Origin of the sequence: Nonlabens sp. Hel1_33_55 (assembly GCF_900101765.1) — a bacterium.
Classification (GTDB): Bacteria; Bacteroidota; Bacteroidia; order Flavobacteriales; family Flavobacteriaceae; genus Nonlabens.
Genome location: NZ_LT627735.1, coordinates 56,143 through 74,807 on the forward strand (window position 1 = coordinate 56,143; position 18,665 = coordinate 74,807).

At 40.5% G+C, this 18,665-nt stretch carries 12 protein-coding genes; 6 read left to right on the forward strand and 6 right to left on the reverse strand.

What is annotated here, in order from left to right; genetic code table 11:
- Positions 1-20 precede the first annotated feature (20 nt).
- Positions 21-1,541: a helicase HerA-like domain-containing protein gene (locus BLO34_RS00220; protein ID WP_090751526.1), complete on the reverse strand. Its 1,521-nt coding sequence runs from the start codon at positions 1,539-1,541 to the stop codon at positions 21-23.
- Between the two features lie 154 nt (positions 1,542-1,695).
- Between BLO34_RS00220 and BLO34_RS00225 the strand changes: the two genes are divergently transcribed.
- Positions 1,696-2,325, forward strand: a complete 630-nt coding sequence (locus BLO34_RS00225) for a 7-carboxy-7-deazaguanine synthase QueE (RefSeq protein WP_090751528.1) — start codon at positions 1,696-1,698, stop codon at positions 2,323-2,325.
- Here BLO34_RS00225 and BLO34_RS00230 read toward each other — a convergent pair.
- Positions 2,322-2,864 carry a DUF2911 domain-containing protein gene (locus tag BLO34_RS00230; protein ID WP_090751530.1) on the reverse strand — a complete coding sequence of 181 codons (543 nt, stop codon included), beginning with the start codon at positions 2,862-2,864 and terminating at the stop codon, positions 2,322-2,324. The genes BLO34_RS00225 and BLO34_RS00230 overlap by 4 nt on opposite strands.
- A 164-nt stretch (positions 2,865-3,028) precedes the next feature.
- On the opposite strand from BLO34_RS00230, the gene gyrB reads away from it, so the two are divergent.
- From gyrB to secDF, 4 genes are all read left to right on the forward strand, one after another.
- Positions 3,029-4,966: a DNA topoisomerase (ATP-hydrolyzing) subunit B gene (gene gyrB, locus BLO34_RS00235; protein ID WP_090751532.1), complete on the forward strand. Its 1,938-nt coding sequence runs from the start codon at positions 3,029-3,031 to the stop codon at positions 4,964-4,966.
- A gap of 87 nt (positions 4,967-5,053) precedes the next feature.
- Positions 5,054-6,136: a DUF6588 family protein gene (locus BLO34_RS00240; RefSeq protein ID WP_090751534.1), complete on the forward strand. Its 1,083-nt coding sequence runs from the start codon at positions 5,054-5,056 to the stop codon at positions 6,134-6,136.
- Positions 6,137-6,286: 150 nt separating this feature from the next.
- Positions 6,287-7,207, forward strand: coding sequence for a malate dehydrogenase (gene mdh / locus BLO34_RS00245; RefSeq protein ID WP_090751536.1), 921 nt, complete (start codon positions 6,287-6,289; stop codon positions 7,205-7,207).
- Between the two features lie 259 nt (positions 7,208-7,466).
- A complete protein-coding gene (secDF, locus tag BLO34_RS00250) occupies positions 7,467-10,538 on the forward strand; it encodes a protein translocase subunit SecDF (RefSeq protein ID WP_090751538.1) in 3,072 nt (1,023 codons plus the stop codon).
- A gap of 388 nt (positions 10,539-10,926) precedes the next feature.
- On the opposite strand, the gene lgt is transcribed toward secDF, so the two are convergent.
- The 4 genes from lgt to folE all read right to left on the reverse strand — a co-directional run bounded on the left by lgt (position 10,927) and on the right by folE (position 14,391).
- Positions 10,927-11,862, reverse strand: coding sequence for a prolipoprotein diacylglyceryl transferase (lgt, locus tag BLO34_RS00255; RefSeq protein ID WP_090751540.1), 936 nt, complete (start codon positions 11,860-11,862; stop codon positions 10,927-10,929).
- 67 nt (positions 11,863-11,929) lie between these two features.
- Positions 11,930-12,154: a membrane protein insertion efficiency factor YidD gene (yidD, locus tag BLO34_RS00260; RefSeq protein ID WP_090751542.1), complete on the reverse strand. Its 225-nt coding sequence runs from the start codon at positions 12,152-12,154 to the stop codon at positions 11,930-11,932.
- Positions 12,155-13,642 (reverse strand): cysteine--tRNA ligase, encoded by a 1,488-nt coding sequence (gene cysS, locus BLO34_RS00265; RefSeq protein WP_090751543.1) that lies wholly within the window; start codon positions 13,640-13,642, stop codon positions 12,155-12,157. It abuts the gene before it with no gap.
- Positions 13,643-13,719: 77 nt separating this feature from the next.
- Positions 13,720-14,391, reverse strand: a complete 672-nt coding sequence (folE, locus tag BLO34_RS00270; protein WP_090756331.1) for a GTP cyclohydrolase I FolE — start codon at positions 14,389-14,391, stop codon at positions 13,720-13,722.
- 167 nt (positions 14,392-14,558) lie between these two features.
- On the opposite strand from folE, the gene BLO34_RS00275 reads away from it, so the two are divergent.
- Positions 14,559-18,590, forward strand: coding sequence for a T9SS type B sorting domain-containing protein (locus BLO34_RS00275; protein WP_090751545.1), 4,032 nt, complete (start codon positions 14,559-14,561; stop codon positions 18,588-18,590).
- The last annotated feature ends 75 nt before the right edge of the window (positions 18,591-18,665 follow it).

An 18,665-nucleotide genomic window follows, 5' to 3' on the forward strand; every position in this document is an offset into this window, starting at 1 on the left:
CGCGAGAATAATAGTTATGGCTACTTCATCGCCTTACCCAGAATTCCTAATACACCTCTAATAAAAGTAGCACTGGTCAAAACTTTGATAATTGGGTTTTGTCTTGTGCTTCTCCTTCCAGAAGAACTGGAGCTTGAAGTTTTGGCTCGCTCTTTCTTTGCTTTTTCTTTAATCTCATCCTCATGTGCTTTATCCATTTTCTCCTGCAGCATTTCCTCAGCACTCTCACGATTGATGGACTCGTTGTACTTGTCCGTTAGTTCAGAGTCTGCGATGAGGTCATCCAGTTCGCGGTCTGTCAATACATCCATGCGGCTTTCTGGTGCGCGCAATAATGTTGCTGCAAGTGGACTAGGTCTACCTTTTTCATCCAATGCCGATATAAAGGCTTCACCTATTCCTAGCGAAGTCAAAACTTCTGCGGTATCATAGAATTCTGTGATCGGATAATTTTGTGCCGTCAGTTTGATCGCTTTACGGTCTTTTGCTGTGAAGGCACGTAAGGCATGCTGCACCTTCAAACCTAGCTGACTCAAAACGCCTTCTGGTATATCGGTTGGGTTTTGAGTGACGAAATAAAGGCCAATTCCTTTAGACCGAATCAGTTTTACGATGCTCTCGATTTGATCAAGCAAAGCTTTACTAGCATTATCAAAAATCAAATGCGCTTCATCAATAAAGAGTACTAATTCCGGTCTATCACTATCACCTTGTTCTGGGAATGTACTGTAGATTTCTGCCAGTAGGCTCAACATAAAAGTTGAGAACAATTTGGGCCTATCCTGAATATCTGTAAGCCGAATCACATTTACATATCCAAGTCCGTTTTTATCTTTTCGTACTAGATCTTTCACCTCAAAACTACGCTCACCAAAAAACAGTTCAGCGCCTTGCTGTTCCAACTCCACCAACTTACGCATGATAGCGCCGGTAGATGAAGTTGATATACGACCATATTCTGCTTGAAACTCTTCTTTTCCAGCACCGGTGGCAAATTGTAATACCTTTTTAAGATCACGTAGATCCAGCAATGGCAATTTATTATCGTCACAGTATTTGAAAACGACGCTAATAATTCCCGCTTGAGTTTCAGTGACGTCAAGTATACGGGAAAGTAGGACTGGTCCAAATTCGCTAACCGTGGCACGCATGCGTACACCTTCCTGCTCTGATATGGTTAGAATTTCTGTTGGGCTGGATCGCTTTTTAAAATCGAGACCTATCATCTCATGACGTTCATCAATCTTTACATGTCCTTCACTTGCGGCAGCAATACCAGATAGGTCACCTTTAATGTCCATCAATAAGGAAGGCACACCATGTTGTGATAACTGCTCGGCAATAATTTGTAGTGTTTTGGTTTTACCAGTTCCAGTGGCTCCAGCTATTAAACCATGACGGTTCATGGTTTTTAAAGGGATTTTGACGTGAGAGCCAGTAATGGCTTGGCCGTCAAGCATCGCTGCACCCATGATAATGGATGCTCCTTTGGGATTGTAACCTTCTTGAATGCTTTTTACAAAATCTTCTTTTCTGGACATGGATTATGATTTGAAGCAAAAGTAAAAGAAAATCAAGTGGTTGAAAAGAAGAGTGTTCTCGGCTATAGAAAACAAAATCAACATCCAAATGCTATTGCCTTTAAACCACTCAAACTTTTCCTAGTAGACCATAATTAATTATTTTTGCAGCCGCATGAAAGAGACGATTGAAAATAAGGTGAACGCAGGGCTAATGTTGCCACTCATGGAAGAATTTTACACCATTCAAGGTGAAGGATTTCACACGGGAACAGCGGCCTATTTTATAAGAATAGGTGGTTGTGATGTAGGGTGCCACTGGTGCGATGTAAAAGAAAGCTGGAATGCAGAAACTCATCCACCTACATCCATTGAGCAAATTGTTGACCATGCAGATAAGTGGAGTAAAACGATTGTGATAACCGGTGGTGAGCCATTGACGTGGAACATGCAACCGTTGACCAGGGCGCTCAAGGATCGCGATATGACGGTCCATATAGAGACGAGCGGCGCTTATCCTTTGACTGGGATTTGGGACTGGATTTGCCTATCTCCCAAAAAGATTAAGATGCCCGTTCCAGAAATCTATAAAAAAGCAAACGAGCTTAAGGTTATCGTTTATAATAAAAATGATTTCGCTTTCGCGAAAGCGGAATCCCAAAAAGTCTCTGCAAACTGTCAGTTATTCTTGCAACCAGAATGGTCTGTGCGGGAAAAAATGATACCGTTAATCACGGAGTTTGTAATGGAAAACCCAGAATGGCGGGTTTCCCTACAAACACATAAATACTTGAATATTCCCTAGTCCTCGCTAGCTACATCAAAATGTAGGCTTGCAATGCGGTCGTCCCAACCCATAAAAATGGTACCGCCATCAATCTCCTCGATAATTCTGATAGAAAAATTCTCGATCGTTTCAGGAGCTGATGATACATTCATTTCTGTTGTGAAAACATCATATTGATTATCATATCTCGTTCCCCATTGCGTGGTCTGTCCATTCAGGATAAACTTCCATTGATCTTCATCTGGTACGGTAAATATGCTATAGGTACCAGCTTCAATAGTCTCGTCATTAATTATCACATCTTTGTAGAAGGTAACTTCAGTAGCTTCGTTAGCTCCAGTTCTCCAGACTTGACCATAAGGAACTAACTTACCAAAAACAACACGATCTTTCTTTGCAGGCCTGCTATAAATGATACGTGCTATTGCGGCCTGATCGTCGCCACGGTACATCACTACATCTAGCGGACTCTTATCCAAGCCAGTGAAAGCAAGGTCTTGTGCTGTGGTCAATTGGCTAATAAACAACAGGCTGAAAAAAGGAATTAAAATTTTCATGTTTTGGATTTTTTAGTACAACAAATATTCTTCAATAATATTGCCGTTCATTATTAATAATTTGTTAATAACTTAACAAGGCTAATAACGTCAAACAACCTATAAACACTAATGGTTCACTATATTTGTTTATTACGCAGTATAGCAAAATTTACAAGGATTTTATGAGCGAGGATAACAAGAAAAATTACGGTGCTGACCAGATTCAGGCATTGGAAGGAATGGAGCATGTGCGCATGCGTCCGTCCATGTATATTGGTGATGTGGGAACACGTGGATTGCACCACTTAGTTTATGAAGTAGTCGATAACTCCATTGACGAGGCACTAGCTGGTCATTGTGATAATATCGAGGTTATTATTAATGAGAATAACAGTGTAACCGTGACTGATGATGGTCGTGGTATACCTGTAGATATTCACAAGAAAGAAGGCGTGTCTGCACTACAAGTTGTAATGACTAAAATAGGTGCAGGTGGAAAATTTGATAAGGATTCCTATAAGGTTTCCGGTGGACTTCACGGTGTAGGTGTGAGTTGTGTAAATGCTCTTTCTGATCATTTGAAAGCAACCGTTTATCGTGATGGTAAGATTTACGAGCAAGAGTATGAACGTGGTAAAGCCATGTATCCTGTAAGAGAGGCAGGAACTACTGATAAACGCGGTACGGTCATTACTTTTTTACCAGACAGATCGATTTTCCAACAAACAGTAGAGTACAATTATGTAACGCTAGCCAATCGCCTGCGTGAACTTTCTTTTTTAAATAAAGGAATACGCATTGTACTAATAGATCGCCGCGTCAAAGACGAGAACGGTAATATCATTGAAGAGGTGTTCCAATCAGAAGAAGGATTAAAAGAATTTATCCGTTTCCTAGACGACACACGTCACCCAATCATTGCAGATGTTATCTCGATGGAAGGTGAGAAAAATGATATACCTGTTGAGGTCGCAATGATCTACAACGATAGTTATTCAGAGAATTTGCATTCCTATGTAAATAATATCAATACGCATGAAGGTGGTACGCATTTAAGTGGATTCCGTCGTGGATTGACAACTACATTAAAGAAGTATGCAGATGCTTCTGGACTATTGGATAAGTTGAAGTTTGATGTCTCTGGAGATGACTTTAGAGAAGGTTTGACGGCTATCATATCGGTAAAGGTTCAAGAGCCGCAATTTGAAGGACAGACGAAGACCAAGTTGGGTAACCGTGAGGTGACCAGCGCCGTTTCTCAGGCAGTTTCTCAAATGTTGGAAGATTACCTTGAAGAGAATCCAGCAGATGCTAAAACGATTGTTCAAAAAGTAATTCTTGCTGCAACTGCTAGACACGCAGCTCGCAAAGCTCGCGAGATGGTGCAACGCAAAACCGTAATGAGCGGTGGTGGATTGCCAGGTAAACTTTCTGACTGCTCAGAAACAGATCCAGAAATCTGTGAAGTATTCCTTGTTGAGGGAGATTCTGCGGGTGGAACGGCAAAAATGGGACGTGACCGTAATTTCCAAGCGATCATGCCATTGCGTGGTAAGATTCTCAACGTTGAGAAAGCCATGCAACACAAAGTTTTTGAAAATGAAGAAATCCGTAATATATATACCGCTTTAGGAGTAACTATTGGTACTGAAGAAGATTCAAAAGCTTTGAATCTTGATAAACTACGTTATCACAAGGTAGTCATCATGTGTGACGCGGACATTGATGGTTCCCACATTGCAACTTTGATCTTGACTTTCTTCTTTAGATACATGAGAGAGTTGGTGGAGAAAGGTTACATATATATCGCAACACCACCATTGTACCTACTTAAAAAAGGTTCTAAAAAACGTTATGCTTGGTCCAATAAAGAGCGTGATGAAATCAATGAAGAATTTGGTGGATCAGCCGCTATCCAACGTTATAAAGGTTTGGGAGAAATGAATGCAGATCAATTGTGGGACACTACCATGAATCCTGAATTCAGAACCTTGAGACAAATTACGATCGAGAGTCTTCCTGAAGCAGATCGTGTATTCTCTATGCTTATGGGTGATGAAGTTCCGCCTCGTCGGGAATTCATTGAGAAAAACGCCATTTACGCAAATATCGACGCATAACCGTTTGTCGATTGAACTAAAAGAATCCTGCATCTTGAACTAGATGCAGGATTTTTTCGTTTATTGATCAACCCTAAATCATTAAACATGAAAAAATATATTGTCACCCTAGCAATATTGATATCATTTAATTTATCAAAAGCCCAAGATGGAATTTCTGACGTATTAGCTGCAGGAGTTGAAGCTGCGGCATTATTCACAAATTCCTACACAGAACCAGCCGCAGAAGCTTTTTCATATAATCTATCTGCTGGTTGGTATGACGATGCTCGTGTACTTCCTAAAGGAAAGTTTAATTTCATTGTGAGAGCACAAGCTACATTCTCAAAAGATGAAGACAAGTCCTTTCTATTGGATCCTTTAGTATATCAGGATATTATTCAGAATTCCTATGACAATACCAATAATCCGCCGGCAGATGTTACCGTGACCTTTGGAGATGATTCTACAACTCCACGATTAATTGCTACCGCATTGGGTCAAAATGATCCATCACAATCACTTGTCATAATAACCAGAGACCGCACTACCGGCATTCAAACAGATCGCTCTGTGATTGAATTGCCTCAAGGTCTGGGCGATGCAGGTGTCGATGTTGTTCCATCTGCTTTCATTCAGGCAGGATTTGGGCTAGGTGCTGGACTCGAGCTCAAGGCAAGATTTGTTCCCAGAACCCAAATTGATGAAGCAGAAATCGCCATTTATGGTGGTGCCATCCAGTGGCAGGTATCAGATGTACTGGATAAAAACGATGTGTTGCCGGTTGAGGTTTCGGTTTTGGCAGGTTATAGTGTGCTTGACGCCATGTATGATTTTGAGGATGGTGCCGTGGTAGATGGCGAGGATCAGCGGCTGGAAACTAAATCTGGTAGTTTGACACTTTCATTAATCGCGGGAACAGACTTTAAAGTGCTCAACTTTTACGGTGGTGTGAATTTCAACGCCGGTACGACAGAAACCGATTTGTTGGGAACCTATACCGTGCGCAGCTCTGGCAGTATTTTCCCGATTGGTCAAACCTTTGAAGACCCTATATCTGTTAAGACAGACGTTAGCTCCATGTTAGGAACTGTTGGGACAAAACTGACTCTCGGCTTTTTCCAGATCAATGCGGGTTACACCTTTGGAGAATTTGATACCCTTAACGGTGCGATAGCCTTCAAATTTTAGAACATTTTTTCAAAACCTTGAAACTGATCGGCTTTGCCAACCTTTGAGATAGATTTAATTATAAATAAATCCTATTTCAATATCTTTATGGATTGTAAAGAGTTCGCTTCCGCGAAAGCGAAATTATTAATCAACATTTAAACACATTTTATGAAAGTTACCGTAGTAGGAGCAGGCGCTGTAGGCGCAAGTTGTGCAGAATATATCGCTATAAAGAATTTTGCTAGCGAAGTCGTCTTGCTGGATATCAAGGAAGGATTTGCAGAAGGTAAGGCCATGGATTTGATGCAGACCGCATCCCTTAATGGTTTTGACACTAAAATAACTGGTGTGACCAACGATTATTCAAAAACTGCTGGTAGCCATATCGCTGTAATTACATCAGGAATACCACGTAAACCTGGTATGACTCGTGAAGAATTGATAGGAATTAATGCTGGGATCGTGAAATCGGTTTCAGAGAGTATTGTAAAAGAATCACCAGACGTGATTTTGATCGTGGTTTCCAACCCAATGGATACGATGACATACCTAGCTCACCAATCAACTGGACTTCCTAAACACAGAATTATAGGAATGGGTGGCGCTCTAGATAGTGCACGTTTCAAATACAGACTTGCGGAGGCTCTTGAAGCTCCAATATCTGATGTAGACGGCATGGTGATAGGTGGTCACAGTGATACCGGTATGGTGCCATTAACAAGACTAGCAACCCGCAATAGTGTTCCTGCAAGCGAATTTTTAAGTGAAGATCGCTTGAATCAAGTGATGGAAGATACTAAAGTTGGTGGAGCTACATTAACTAAATTATTGGGTACAAGTGCATGGTACGCTCCAGGTGCTGCGGTTTCTGGACTGGTACAAGCTATTGCCTGCGACCAGAAGAAAATCTTCCCATGTAGTACACTTCTTGACGGTGAGTATGGTTTATCTGATCTTTGTATAGGTGTTCCGGTAGTATTAGGAGCAAATGGAATAGAGAAGATCGTAGAGATCGAACTTTCTGATGCAGAAAAAGAGCATCTACATAAGAGCGCAGAAGGCGTTAAGGCGACTAACGACCTATTGTAAAAAACTAAATTTATATACAAAACCGCTCTTCAGGAGCGGTTTTTTTATGGAATGAATTTGCCACTTTCTCAATGATCGTTGCTAGGTAAGGACATTGTGGAATGTACGTTTTCGCTAAAGCGAACACCGCACAAGCCTAGAAATAAATTTTAACTCATTGTATTTCAGTAGGGTTGCGATTTAAATTTTAATTGCTAAAAGATACTCGAAAGCCTATATTTGCTCGTTCAAATTTTAACAACAATTAAAGATTTAAAGAATGCAAAATAAAGGACTGATCAGATTCTTTGCGATCATTTTTGCAATTGTGTGTATCTACCAGCTTACGTACACTTTCATTACCAATAAGGTTGAAAATGATGCAGAAGCTTATGCCGAAAGAGTTGTTGATGCAGACGCTCCCAATTCTTCAACGCTTATCGAGGAAGCTAGAAAAAGATATCTAGATTCTGTCGCGAGCAAGGACGTTTGGGGTGGCTACACGACTTATGCAGGTGCTAAGGATAATGAGCTTAAAAAAGGTCTGGACCTTAAAGGTGGTATCAATGTAATTCTTCAGATTTCTGTTCGTGACCTATTAATAGGAATGGCAGACGGTTCTACTGATGGAGATTTCCGCAATGCACTGGACCGCGCAGATGAGCGCGTCAAGGATGGACAGCAAAGCTACTATGACTACTTCATTGAAGAGTTCAATTCTATTGATGGTGCGCAGTTAGCCTCACCGGATATTTTTGCTAACCAGGAAATGGAAGGCCGTATTGACTTTGACATGTCTAATGGTGATGTTGAGCCAGTTCTAAGAGAAGAGTTACAATCCTATATGGTTAGTGCTTTTGATGTATTGAGAAAGCGTATCGACAAATTTGGTACAACACAGCCTAATATCCAGCAATTGGGTAATACAGGTAGAATCCTGATTGAAATGCCTGGTGAAAGAGATATCAAGCGTGTTGAATCCTTACTTGTTGGGACTGCATTACTAGAGTTCTGGCATGTTTATAAAGCTGGAGAAATTGCTCCTTATTTAGTAGCTGCAGATAGTTACTGGGCAGATAAAATTGCCAGTGAGAAAGGTGATGTAGTTACAGACTCTACTGCGGTAGAAGAAAATGTAGATTCTACTGAAATTCAAACACCTCAAAACGACACTTCTCTTGAAGATCTTTTGAGCGATAATGAAATTGACAGTGAGGATTCTATTTATGAAATTGACGATGCTCAGTATGATGCTAATCCAATACTATCAAGAGTACTAGCTCCTGGAAATGGATCTGGTCCTATCATTGCGACTTTTAGAGCTTCTGATAGACAACTGATTCAAGGGTATCTAAACGATCCACAAGCGAAAGCAAAACTAGATCCTTCCCAGCGTTACGCTATGTTCATCTGGGGACGACCTGAATTGAATGACGAGTTGGGTTATGAGTTGATCGACCTTTATGCAGTTCGTTCTAATGCACAAGGTGAAGCGCCACTTTCTGGTGGAGTAATTACCAACGCAAAACAAGATTATGACATCAACGGTAAAGTTATCGTAAGCATGTCTATGAATAGTGAAGGTGCTAAGATCTGGGAAGAAATGACCACTGAAGCTTTTCAAAATCAAACCCAAGTCGCAGTTGTTTTAGATAGCACTGTTTATAGTGCACCTGGAATCAACGATGGCCCTATTGCTGGAGGTAACAGTCAGATCTCGGGAGATTTTAGTGTTGCAGAGGCAGAAGATCTTGCCACCGTTCTTAAAGCTGGTAAACTTCCTGCAAGAGCAGAAATTATTCAAAAAGAAATCATAGGCCCATCATTGGGTCAGGAAGCTATTAACTCTGGTTTATGGTCATTTGCCATTGCCTTATTATTGGTACTGGTATGGATGTTCTTCTACTATGGTAGAGCTGGACTGTATGCAGACGTTGCCTTGTTGGTGAACATTCTGTTCATATTTGGAGCGCTGGCTTCGTTTGGAGCCGTACTGACATTGCCTGGTATTGCTGGTATCGTACTTACCATTGGTATATCGGTGGATGCGAACGTACTGATCTTTGAAAGGATACGTGAGGAACTTGCCAAAGGAAAATCTCAAGCAGATTCGATAAAGGATGGTTTCAATAACGCATTAAGTTCTATTCTGGATGCAAACATCACGACATTCTTGACTGCTGCGATTCTTTACATATTTGGAACAGGCCCTATTCAAGGATTTGCAACAACCTTGATGATTGGTATTTTGACCTCTCTGTTTACTGCGATCTTTATTACAAGACTATTCATAGATGGTTATGGTAAAAACGGTAAGTCATTGGCATTTACGACCAGTTTCACTAAAACTTGGTTTACTAATATCAATATTGACTTCCTTAAGAAGAGAAAGACAGCTTATACCATTTCAGGAGTTTTACTTCTAGCGAGTGTTATTTCACTAGCGACATTGCAGTTGAACTTTGGAATTGACTTTACTGGTGGACGTAAATACACCATACGTTTTGACCAAGACATGAATGCTACTGAAGTTACTAGTATACTAAGTGACCCTAGCGTGTTTGGTAGTGCTGAGGCAAAAACTTATGGTGCTGAAAATCAATTAGCAATTAGTACTAAATACGGTATTGATGGTGAGGACAGTGAAGTGAGCGCAGATATTGAAAGCAAGCTTTACAATTCATTGAGAGAATTCTTACCAGCTGACTTGACTCAGGAGCAATTTGCAGATGTTAGTGTGGAAGATAAAGATTATGGAATTATGTCCAACTTCCAAGTAGGACCAACCATTGCAGATGATATCCTGACAGGATCTTTGTATGCGATCTTCGGCTCACTGATTGTCGTATTCCTCTACATCCTTATCCGATTTAGAAGATGGCAATTCTCACTGGGTGCAGTGGCTGCTGTATTCCACGATGTGATTATTGTACTGGGAATATTCTCTGCAACCTATAAGATCTTACCTTTCAACATGGAGATTGACCAAGCATTTATCGCAGCGATCCTAACGGTAATTGGTTACTCGCTGAATGATACCGTGGTTGTGTTTGATAGAATCAGAGAATTTATTGCAGAGAAGACCAACTGGGACTTCGGTAGAACCGTTAATGGAGCGATAAGCAGTACGATTTCTCGTACGTTGAACACCTCGTTAACGACTTTGATTGTATTGCTTGCGATATTCATCTTTGGTGGAGAATCCATTCGAGGCTTTATGTTTGCCTTGATTATTGGTGTGGTTGTAGGTACCTATTCATCGGTATTCATTGCAACTCCTATCATGTATGATTCATTGAGAAAGACTAAGGATAGACCTAGAAAAGCGATTCCAGAAAAAGAAGTAGAATAATAATCTATTTAGTGAATAAACAAAGCCCGAACGATACGTTCGGGCTTTTTTGTTTTATGATCTAGCATTGTGATTTTGTGCTATTCGCTTTCGCGAAAGCGAACTCAAATTCAAACTTAGCTGCTAGATACAGCAGATCATACCTAAAGAATCAATTACTTATCAGGTAAGTCATAATAATCATTATAGTTCTTCTACATCACCTTCAGAGCATTGAGGCTTTAGACTAATTACGCATTTCTAAAGGCGTTTTAGGTTTATAACAAGGTGCTAATAGATAGCTGACAGAAATCCATAAGAATCTCCTTATTCAGTTTTCATGCGATGATTCAATAAAAAATGCCTCTAGAGTTCTAGAGGCATTTTACTAATGATAATTTCGTTAGGCTTATACCTCACGCTTCAACCAACTCTCTGGTCTAAACATTAATAACAATCCAAGCAGAATAAAAGGAATACTCAACATCTGCCCAGTATTAAGGCCAAAAATAAAGTTCTCGCCACCTTCTACCTGTTTGATTTTGACAAACTCGATAAAGAAACGGGCAACGAACAATCCCACAAAAAACAATCCTAGTATATAACCTACTTTTTGTTTTTTATCGGTTTTCCAATAAACAAAGTAGAGTAAAACAAACAGCGCTACATAGCACAAGGCCTCATAGATCTGGGATGGATGTCTAAAAGGAATTGAATCTAACAATCCAGCATATTGTGGATCATTAACCACGGCTTCAATCGCTTTATCAGTGTCTTTAATTCCAGTAGAATAGAGCGCATCACGTACTGCCGGGTCAGATGTATCTCTTACAAATTTAAAGGCCCAAGATACGTCAGTTACTTTTCCAACAATCTCGCTATTCAATAAATTCCCCATACGTACAAAGGCTCCACCTATGGCGGTAGGAATCACAATACGGTCTAAGATCCAGAACATATGCTTTTTCAAATGCTTACGGCTGTAGAAGTACATCGCAATCATGATCCCAATAGCTGCACCATGACTCGCCATTCCTGCAAAACCAGTCCATTCAAACGGACTAAGTTTAAAAGGCAAAAAGACATGCAAAGGATCAGTAAAAAGAACCTCAGTCTCATAAAAAAGGTAATGACCTATGCGAGCTCCAGCAAGACAACCTATGACCGTATACATAAATAACGGATCCAATTTATCAAGGCTGATTTTGTCCTTTATAAATATAGGTTTGATAATGTACCATCCCAAAACAAATGCGACAACATAGGAAAGACTATAGAAATGTATGGTAAAAAATCCTAGGTCAAGACCTTCCAACGGATTCCAAATAACTTTAAGTGGCAGCATAATTTGTTTTAAAAAGAGCTAAAATACTATTATTAATTAGCTATTGGTAGTCCTACAATAGCAATCGTTACGGTACAGGATCATAACCTTTGCCACCCCAAGGATGGCAACTAGCAATACGCTTGATTCCCAACCAGCCACCTTTGAAAAGGCCGTGCTTCTTTAGGGCTTCAATCATATAATGGGAACAGGTAGGTTGATATCTACAAGTGGCAGGCAAAAAAGGAGATATACCGGTTTGATAGAATCGTACCAGCCATATCAAAGGCTTTTCTGCTCTTGAATTTTTCATTTATTTAGCAGTAAAGGTAGTGCCGTCAGCACCATCTTTTAATTGAATACCAGCCGCTGCCAGTTCATCCCTGATTTTGTCACTGGTTTCAAAATCTTTTCTTGCCCTTGCAGTGGCGCGTAAATCAATGATAAGTTTCATAGCGGCATCCATGTGTTTGCCACTGTTGATATCATCGGTTTCATCCGCGCGTTTGATTCCTAGAACGTCATATAAAAAGGAATGAATCGTATCTTGAAAAAGCTCTAAATCTGATGCTGAAATTGTCTCATTTTCTTCATTAATGGCATGAATCATCTTTGCACCTTCAAATAATTCTGCAATAAGAATAGGTGTATTGAAATCATCGTTCATGGCATCATAGCAACTTTGAACCCAGGATTCTATATCCACGCTGGAGGATTTTGAAACCTTTAAATGATCCATCAAACTAATGGCTTCCTGGAGTCTGTGTAGGCCTTTTTCGGCAGCTAGAATAGCATCGTTACTAAAATCCAAAACCGATCTATAATGCGCCTGCATCATAAAGAAGCGTACGACTGCTGGAGAAAACGCCTTTTCCATGAAGTCATTGTCGCCCGTAAATAACTCTTCTGGTAAAATGGAATTGCCGGTGGATTTAGACATTTTTTTACCTTCTAGCGTAAGCATATTGGCATGCATCCAGTAATTGACGGGACTATGCCCATGAGCAGCTTCACCTTGTGCTATTTCACATTCATGATGTGGAAATTTAAGATCCATTCCACCACCATGTAAATCAAAAGTCTCACCTAAATATTTGGAACTCATGACCGTACACTCAAGATGCCATCCAGGGAAACCGTCGCCCCATGGACTAGGCCATCTCATGATATGAGCCGGCGATGCTTGTTTCCATAAAGCAAAATCCTGCGGATTTTCCTTCTCGCTTTGCGCAGCAAGCTCACGTGTATTCGCAATCATATCTTCAAGATTGCGGCCGCTAAGCTTTCCATATTGATGATCTTCATTGAATTTCAGAACATCAAAGTAAATAGAACCGTTGCGTTCATAGGCATATCCCTTATCCATGATCGTCTTAATAATCTCAATTTGTTCCACGATATGACCGGTTGCTGTAGGCTCAATACTAGGTGGCAAGCTGTTGAAGCGCTTCATCACGTTATGAAAGTCCAGTGTGTATTGCTGTACAACTTCCATGGGTTCCAACTTCTCCAGTCTCGCTTTTTTGGAGATTTTGTCCTCACCCTGATCGGCATCGTCAGTAAGGTGACCGGCGTCGGTAATATTTCGCACGTAGCGTACCTTATAACCCAGATGAGTCAGATACCTATAAATCATGTCAAAACTGATGAACGTACGGCAGTTACCTAAGTGTACATTGCTGTAAACCGTAGGTCCACAAACGTACATCCCAATACGACCCTCATGAATAGGTTCAAAGACCTGTTTCTCGCTGGCGATGGAGTTGTAGAGTCGCAGTTTTTGCTGGTTGTAAAGTGCCATGATCTTATGATGTGTGAATGATTGTTGATGTGTTTCGCTTTCGCGAAAGCGAACTATTCAAAAACCTATTGCTTCTATTAAAATTTAGTTTCAAGTTTTATGTAATCCAGAAATTCACTCTTCACCTGCGGGTCCTTAAATTTCCCGCCGAACTCGCCAGTAACCGTGCTGCTATCAATATCGCGTATCCCGCGGCTATTCACGCACAAATGCTTAGCATCAATGACACAAGCAACATCTTCTGTATTTAAAACTTGCTGTAACTCTCGTACGATCTGGATATTTAATCGCTCTTGAACTTGAGGACGTTTTGCATAGTAGTCAACAATACGATTCATTTTAGAAAGGCCTACAACATTACCGTTGGATATGTAAGCGACGTGAGCGCGACCTACTATAGGTAATAAGTGATGTTCACAAGTGGAGTAGAGGACGATGTTCTTTTCCACGAGCATTTCGTTGTATTTGTACTTGTTCTCAAAAGTAGATGCGCTGGGCTTCATTTGAGGTCGCAAGCCACCAAATATCTCATTCACAAACATTTTTGCCACGCGGTTGGGAGTGCCCTTCAAGCTATCGTCAGTCATGTCCATTCCTAATGTGACTAGGATTTCATGGACGTTTTTCTTTATGGATTCTATTTTTTCGGCATCAGATAATTTGAAGGCATCTTCCCTTAACGGAGTTTGCTCGTTAGAGGATAAGTGATCCTGGTCTTCCATATTATCTAAAAAATCTTCTACTTTCATACAAATCATGCAGGTTTCCTGCGGTAAAAATTATCCTGCAAATTTACAAATTAACAAGAGAAGAAGGCTTGTAAATGAGATTAGACTAAAACAGCGATTCCTACGTTTTTTAAGGACAATCATAATCACGATATTTACCGTAAGAAAAATTCTACCACTAGATTTTTATGAAGCACTATTTACTATTAATATTCTCGCTTTTCTTTTCTTGTCTAATAATGGGACAAGAGGTGATAGAAATGCCTAGAGGCACTGGTGGGAACTTCAGATTTGTAGGTTGTGGGTCTGATATTTTTACAGACAGTGGCGGCCAGTCTAGTTCTTATAGTTCGAGTGAGAATGGTCAAATCACATTTTGTCCAGTTATTGAAACGGATAGGATGGTTTTTGATTTCACTTCCATACAGCTTGGTCCCAATGATTTGTTAAGAGCATATGACGGAGACTCTACTTCTTCTCCCTTGATAACTACATTTTCAAACGCTTCAATACCTTCGGCAGTAGTCTCAGCAAGCTCAGGTAATCCTACAGGATGTTTGACTTTTACTTTTACAAGTAATGCAACCGATAATAGAGCTGGATGGCTAGCGAGACGTTCTTGTTTTAACCCATGTCAAACTATTACAACTTCCATATCAACAGTTCCTCCAATTGATGCTGATGGTATCTTGAGGATATGTCAAGGTGATACGGTTCAATTCGATGGGCAAGCTACCTTTAGTGATGATGGTACTGGTGCTACCTATCAATGGGATTTTGACAACGGTCGTGGATTGAATCCTGGTCAATCGCAAAATGAGACTTTTAGTGATGCAGGTTCCTATCAAGCTAGGTTTATAGCGACTGATAATACAGGTTGTACCGATAGGGAGTTAATAGATCTTGTAATTCAAGTTTCAAATGATCCCGATTTTACTGGGACGGCTTCGCAAGATCAAGAAATATGTTTAGGGGAAACTACCACCTTGACTGGAGCGGTTGAAACGGTTGAGTTTTTAGTAACTCCTGCACCACCAATTTCTGGGACAACCTTTTTACCAGATGGAGATGGTGTGAGTTATCAAACGTGTATTGACGTAGAAGGATTTAGTCCAGGTACTACGTTTACTAATGCTTCCAATCTTATATCTATGTTCATTAATATTGAGCATACATGGACAAATGATCTGGATATTATTTTAACTGCTCCTAACGGGACTTCCGTAGAAATATTACGCGCAGGTATGACCGGTAGTGATCGTCGATTGGGAAATTCAAATAGAAACGATTCATCTACTCAACCTAATAATCCCGCTGCAAACCCTCCTGGAGTAGGTTTTGAATATATAATTAGAGAAGATGCTCCAGCTACAGGAATTTTTCAAAATGAGATCGCGGCCCTTCAACAAGGATCTTCATTACCAGCAGGAAGCTATATGCCATCAGATCCTTTTTCAAATTTTATAGGTTCTAGTTTGAATGGTAGGTGGTGTTTGAGTGTAACTGATAATGTTTTATTGGACAACGGCTACATATTTGAATGGGGATTGAACTTTGATCCAGCTCTTTTGCCTAGTGATTTATCTTTTGAGCCTGACTCTGTACGTGAAGGATGGCAGCCAGATCCAACCATAACAGCGACCAATGGTAATGAAATTACGGTCCAACCGGATGTAGCGGGAACTAAATGCTATACCTATGAGTTCGAGGATAGCTTTGGGTGTGTTTACACACAAGAAGTTTGCATAGAAGTGAATCCTTTGCCCACACCAATTGAACCTAGTGATTTGATGGTTTGCGATAACTTTGGAAATACTACAACTATTGATTTAACTCAAAATACGTCAATCATGCTAGCAGGTCAAAATGCAGCAGATTTTCAAGTGGCCTACTATCGTCAACTCATTGACGCACAAAGTCTAACCAATCCTATTTCAAATCCCAATCAATTTCCAGCTCAAAATGTAGCTGAAACGATATTCACATCTATAACTAATGCAGCAACAGGCTGTTCTACTGTGAGAGATTTTTTGGTCTCTATTAATCAAGCTATTTATACAGATCCAGCAGATCTTGCCACCTGCGACGATGCATCAAATGATGGGATTGAGCTCTTTGATTTATCGGCTCAAACTGCTGTGATCTTGGGTACGCAATCTTCTGCAGAAGTTACCGTAACGTATCATCGAACTCAGGCAGATGCTCAAAATGATACTAATGCCATCACAAATGAGGCAAATTACATGAACGAGAACTCTCCGATTCAAGCTATTTACGTTCGTGTAGAGAATAACATTGACAACACATGTTTTGACACTGGTGAATTTACGTTGACCGTTGGTGGAAACCCTGTTGCGAATCCAGTGGACACGTACCGCGTTTGTGACGACGCTTCAAATGATGGCCTAGCGACCTTTCAATTACAGACTCGAGATTCAGAAATACTGCTGAATCAAGATACTGCCGATTTTGAAGTCACATATTATCGCTCGTCTAACGATGCCATTCAAAGACAAAATCCTATCAATAAAGCGAGTTTTCAAAATACGGGCAACCCGCAAACAATCACTGCACGTATTGATAGCCGGTTCAATAACGAGTGTTTTGAAACAACGACCTTTGACTTAATAGTGGATCCATTACCGCAACTTCAACAAGCTAATGCTTTGATTGCTTGCGACGATCCATCTGGTGATGGAGTTGAAGTTTTTGATTTGACTTCAAATGATACTACCATTTTGAACGGTTTGAGTCCAGCAGACTTTGAGATAACCTATTACTTATCCCAAGCAGATGCTAACTCATCAATCAACCCAATCACTTCACCTTATACCAGCAATGTAGCCTCTGATATTATTTATGTGCGAGTAAGAGATCTAACGACCAGTTGTTTTTCCACAACAACTTTTGAAATCAGGATCAACCCGGTTCCAAATATTACTTCAGTACCCATACTACAGGCCTGTGATGTCAATACCGATGGGACGGAAGTTTTTAGGCTTAATGACAGGCTGGATCAAATACGTAATGGTCAGTCTGGTGTTAGTGTAGCTTATTATAATTCCCAAGCAAATGCCCTATCTGGAACTATGCCTTTAGATGGCGAAGCTTATAGCAGCAGTGGTTTAGAGAATATTTTTTACAGGTCAGAATTTACAGCGACAGGTTGTTTTACCACATCTAGTTTTAACATTGAAACCGTTTTGCCGCCAGTGGCTGCGATACCTATGACTGTTGAGCTGTGTGATTCTGGCGATGGGACTGCTACCTATAATCTCGCAAATAGTGATGCAGAGATCCAAGATGGACAATCCAATACCAGCGTCACATACTATGAAACTCAAGCAAACGCTTCTAGCGGAAATGCAGCTATCAACAAAAACTTCACATTTACTGGTGACATAACCTTGTTTGCTAGATTGGAGAATACCAATACGGGTTGCTTTGATACTACTAGCATAGATTTGAGATTTGGTGAATTACCGGTACCACAATTGGTAGAAGAAATAGTGCTGTGTCGCGATCCACAAGGCGATCTTGTGGATGGACCCGCAGTCCTAGATACTGGTTTGAGCAATGCAGATTTTGATTTTGAATGGCGTTTTGAGGGTCAAATAATACCTACAGAAAATGATGCGACCCTTATCACTGAGCAACAAGGAAACTATGAAGTGACCGCCATTAACAGTACCACGGGATGTTCGGTTACAGATAGTACGCTTGTCAGACTAGCAGGTGCGCCTGATACCTTTGCCATAGATATCACGAGTGAACCTTTTGCTTTGAATCAGCAAGTAGTTGTGCAGGCTGATGGTCCAGATGATTATTGGTTTCAGTTGGATGACGGTCTTTATCAGGATAGCAATACTTTTGACAATATATCGCCAGGCGTTCACATTATCACCATTGCAGAGCGCAACGGTTGTGGTAGCGTGTCGACCCAAATATTTGTTTACGGTTATCCTAAATTTTTCACACCCAACTTTGATGGCTTTAATGACACCTGGAATGTTGCTGCCGGCGATAGGCTGCCTATATTGAATATCTATATTTTTGACCGCTTTGGTAAACTGCTCAAAGAGCTAAATCCAACAGGATCTGGTTGGGATGGAACCTATCAAGGCGAACTTTTACCTAGTTCTGATTATTGGTTCAAGTTAGAGTATGAATATGATGGAACAACTGGAACAGCTAACGGGCATTTTTCCCTAAAAAGATAAAGGCACCATAGAGATGCCTTTTGTGTTCATGAGATGTATAATTATTTCGCTTTCGCGAAAGCGATAATATCATCA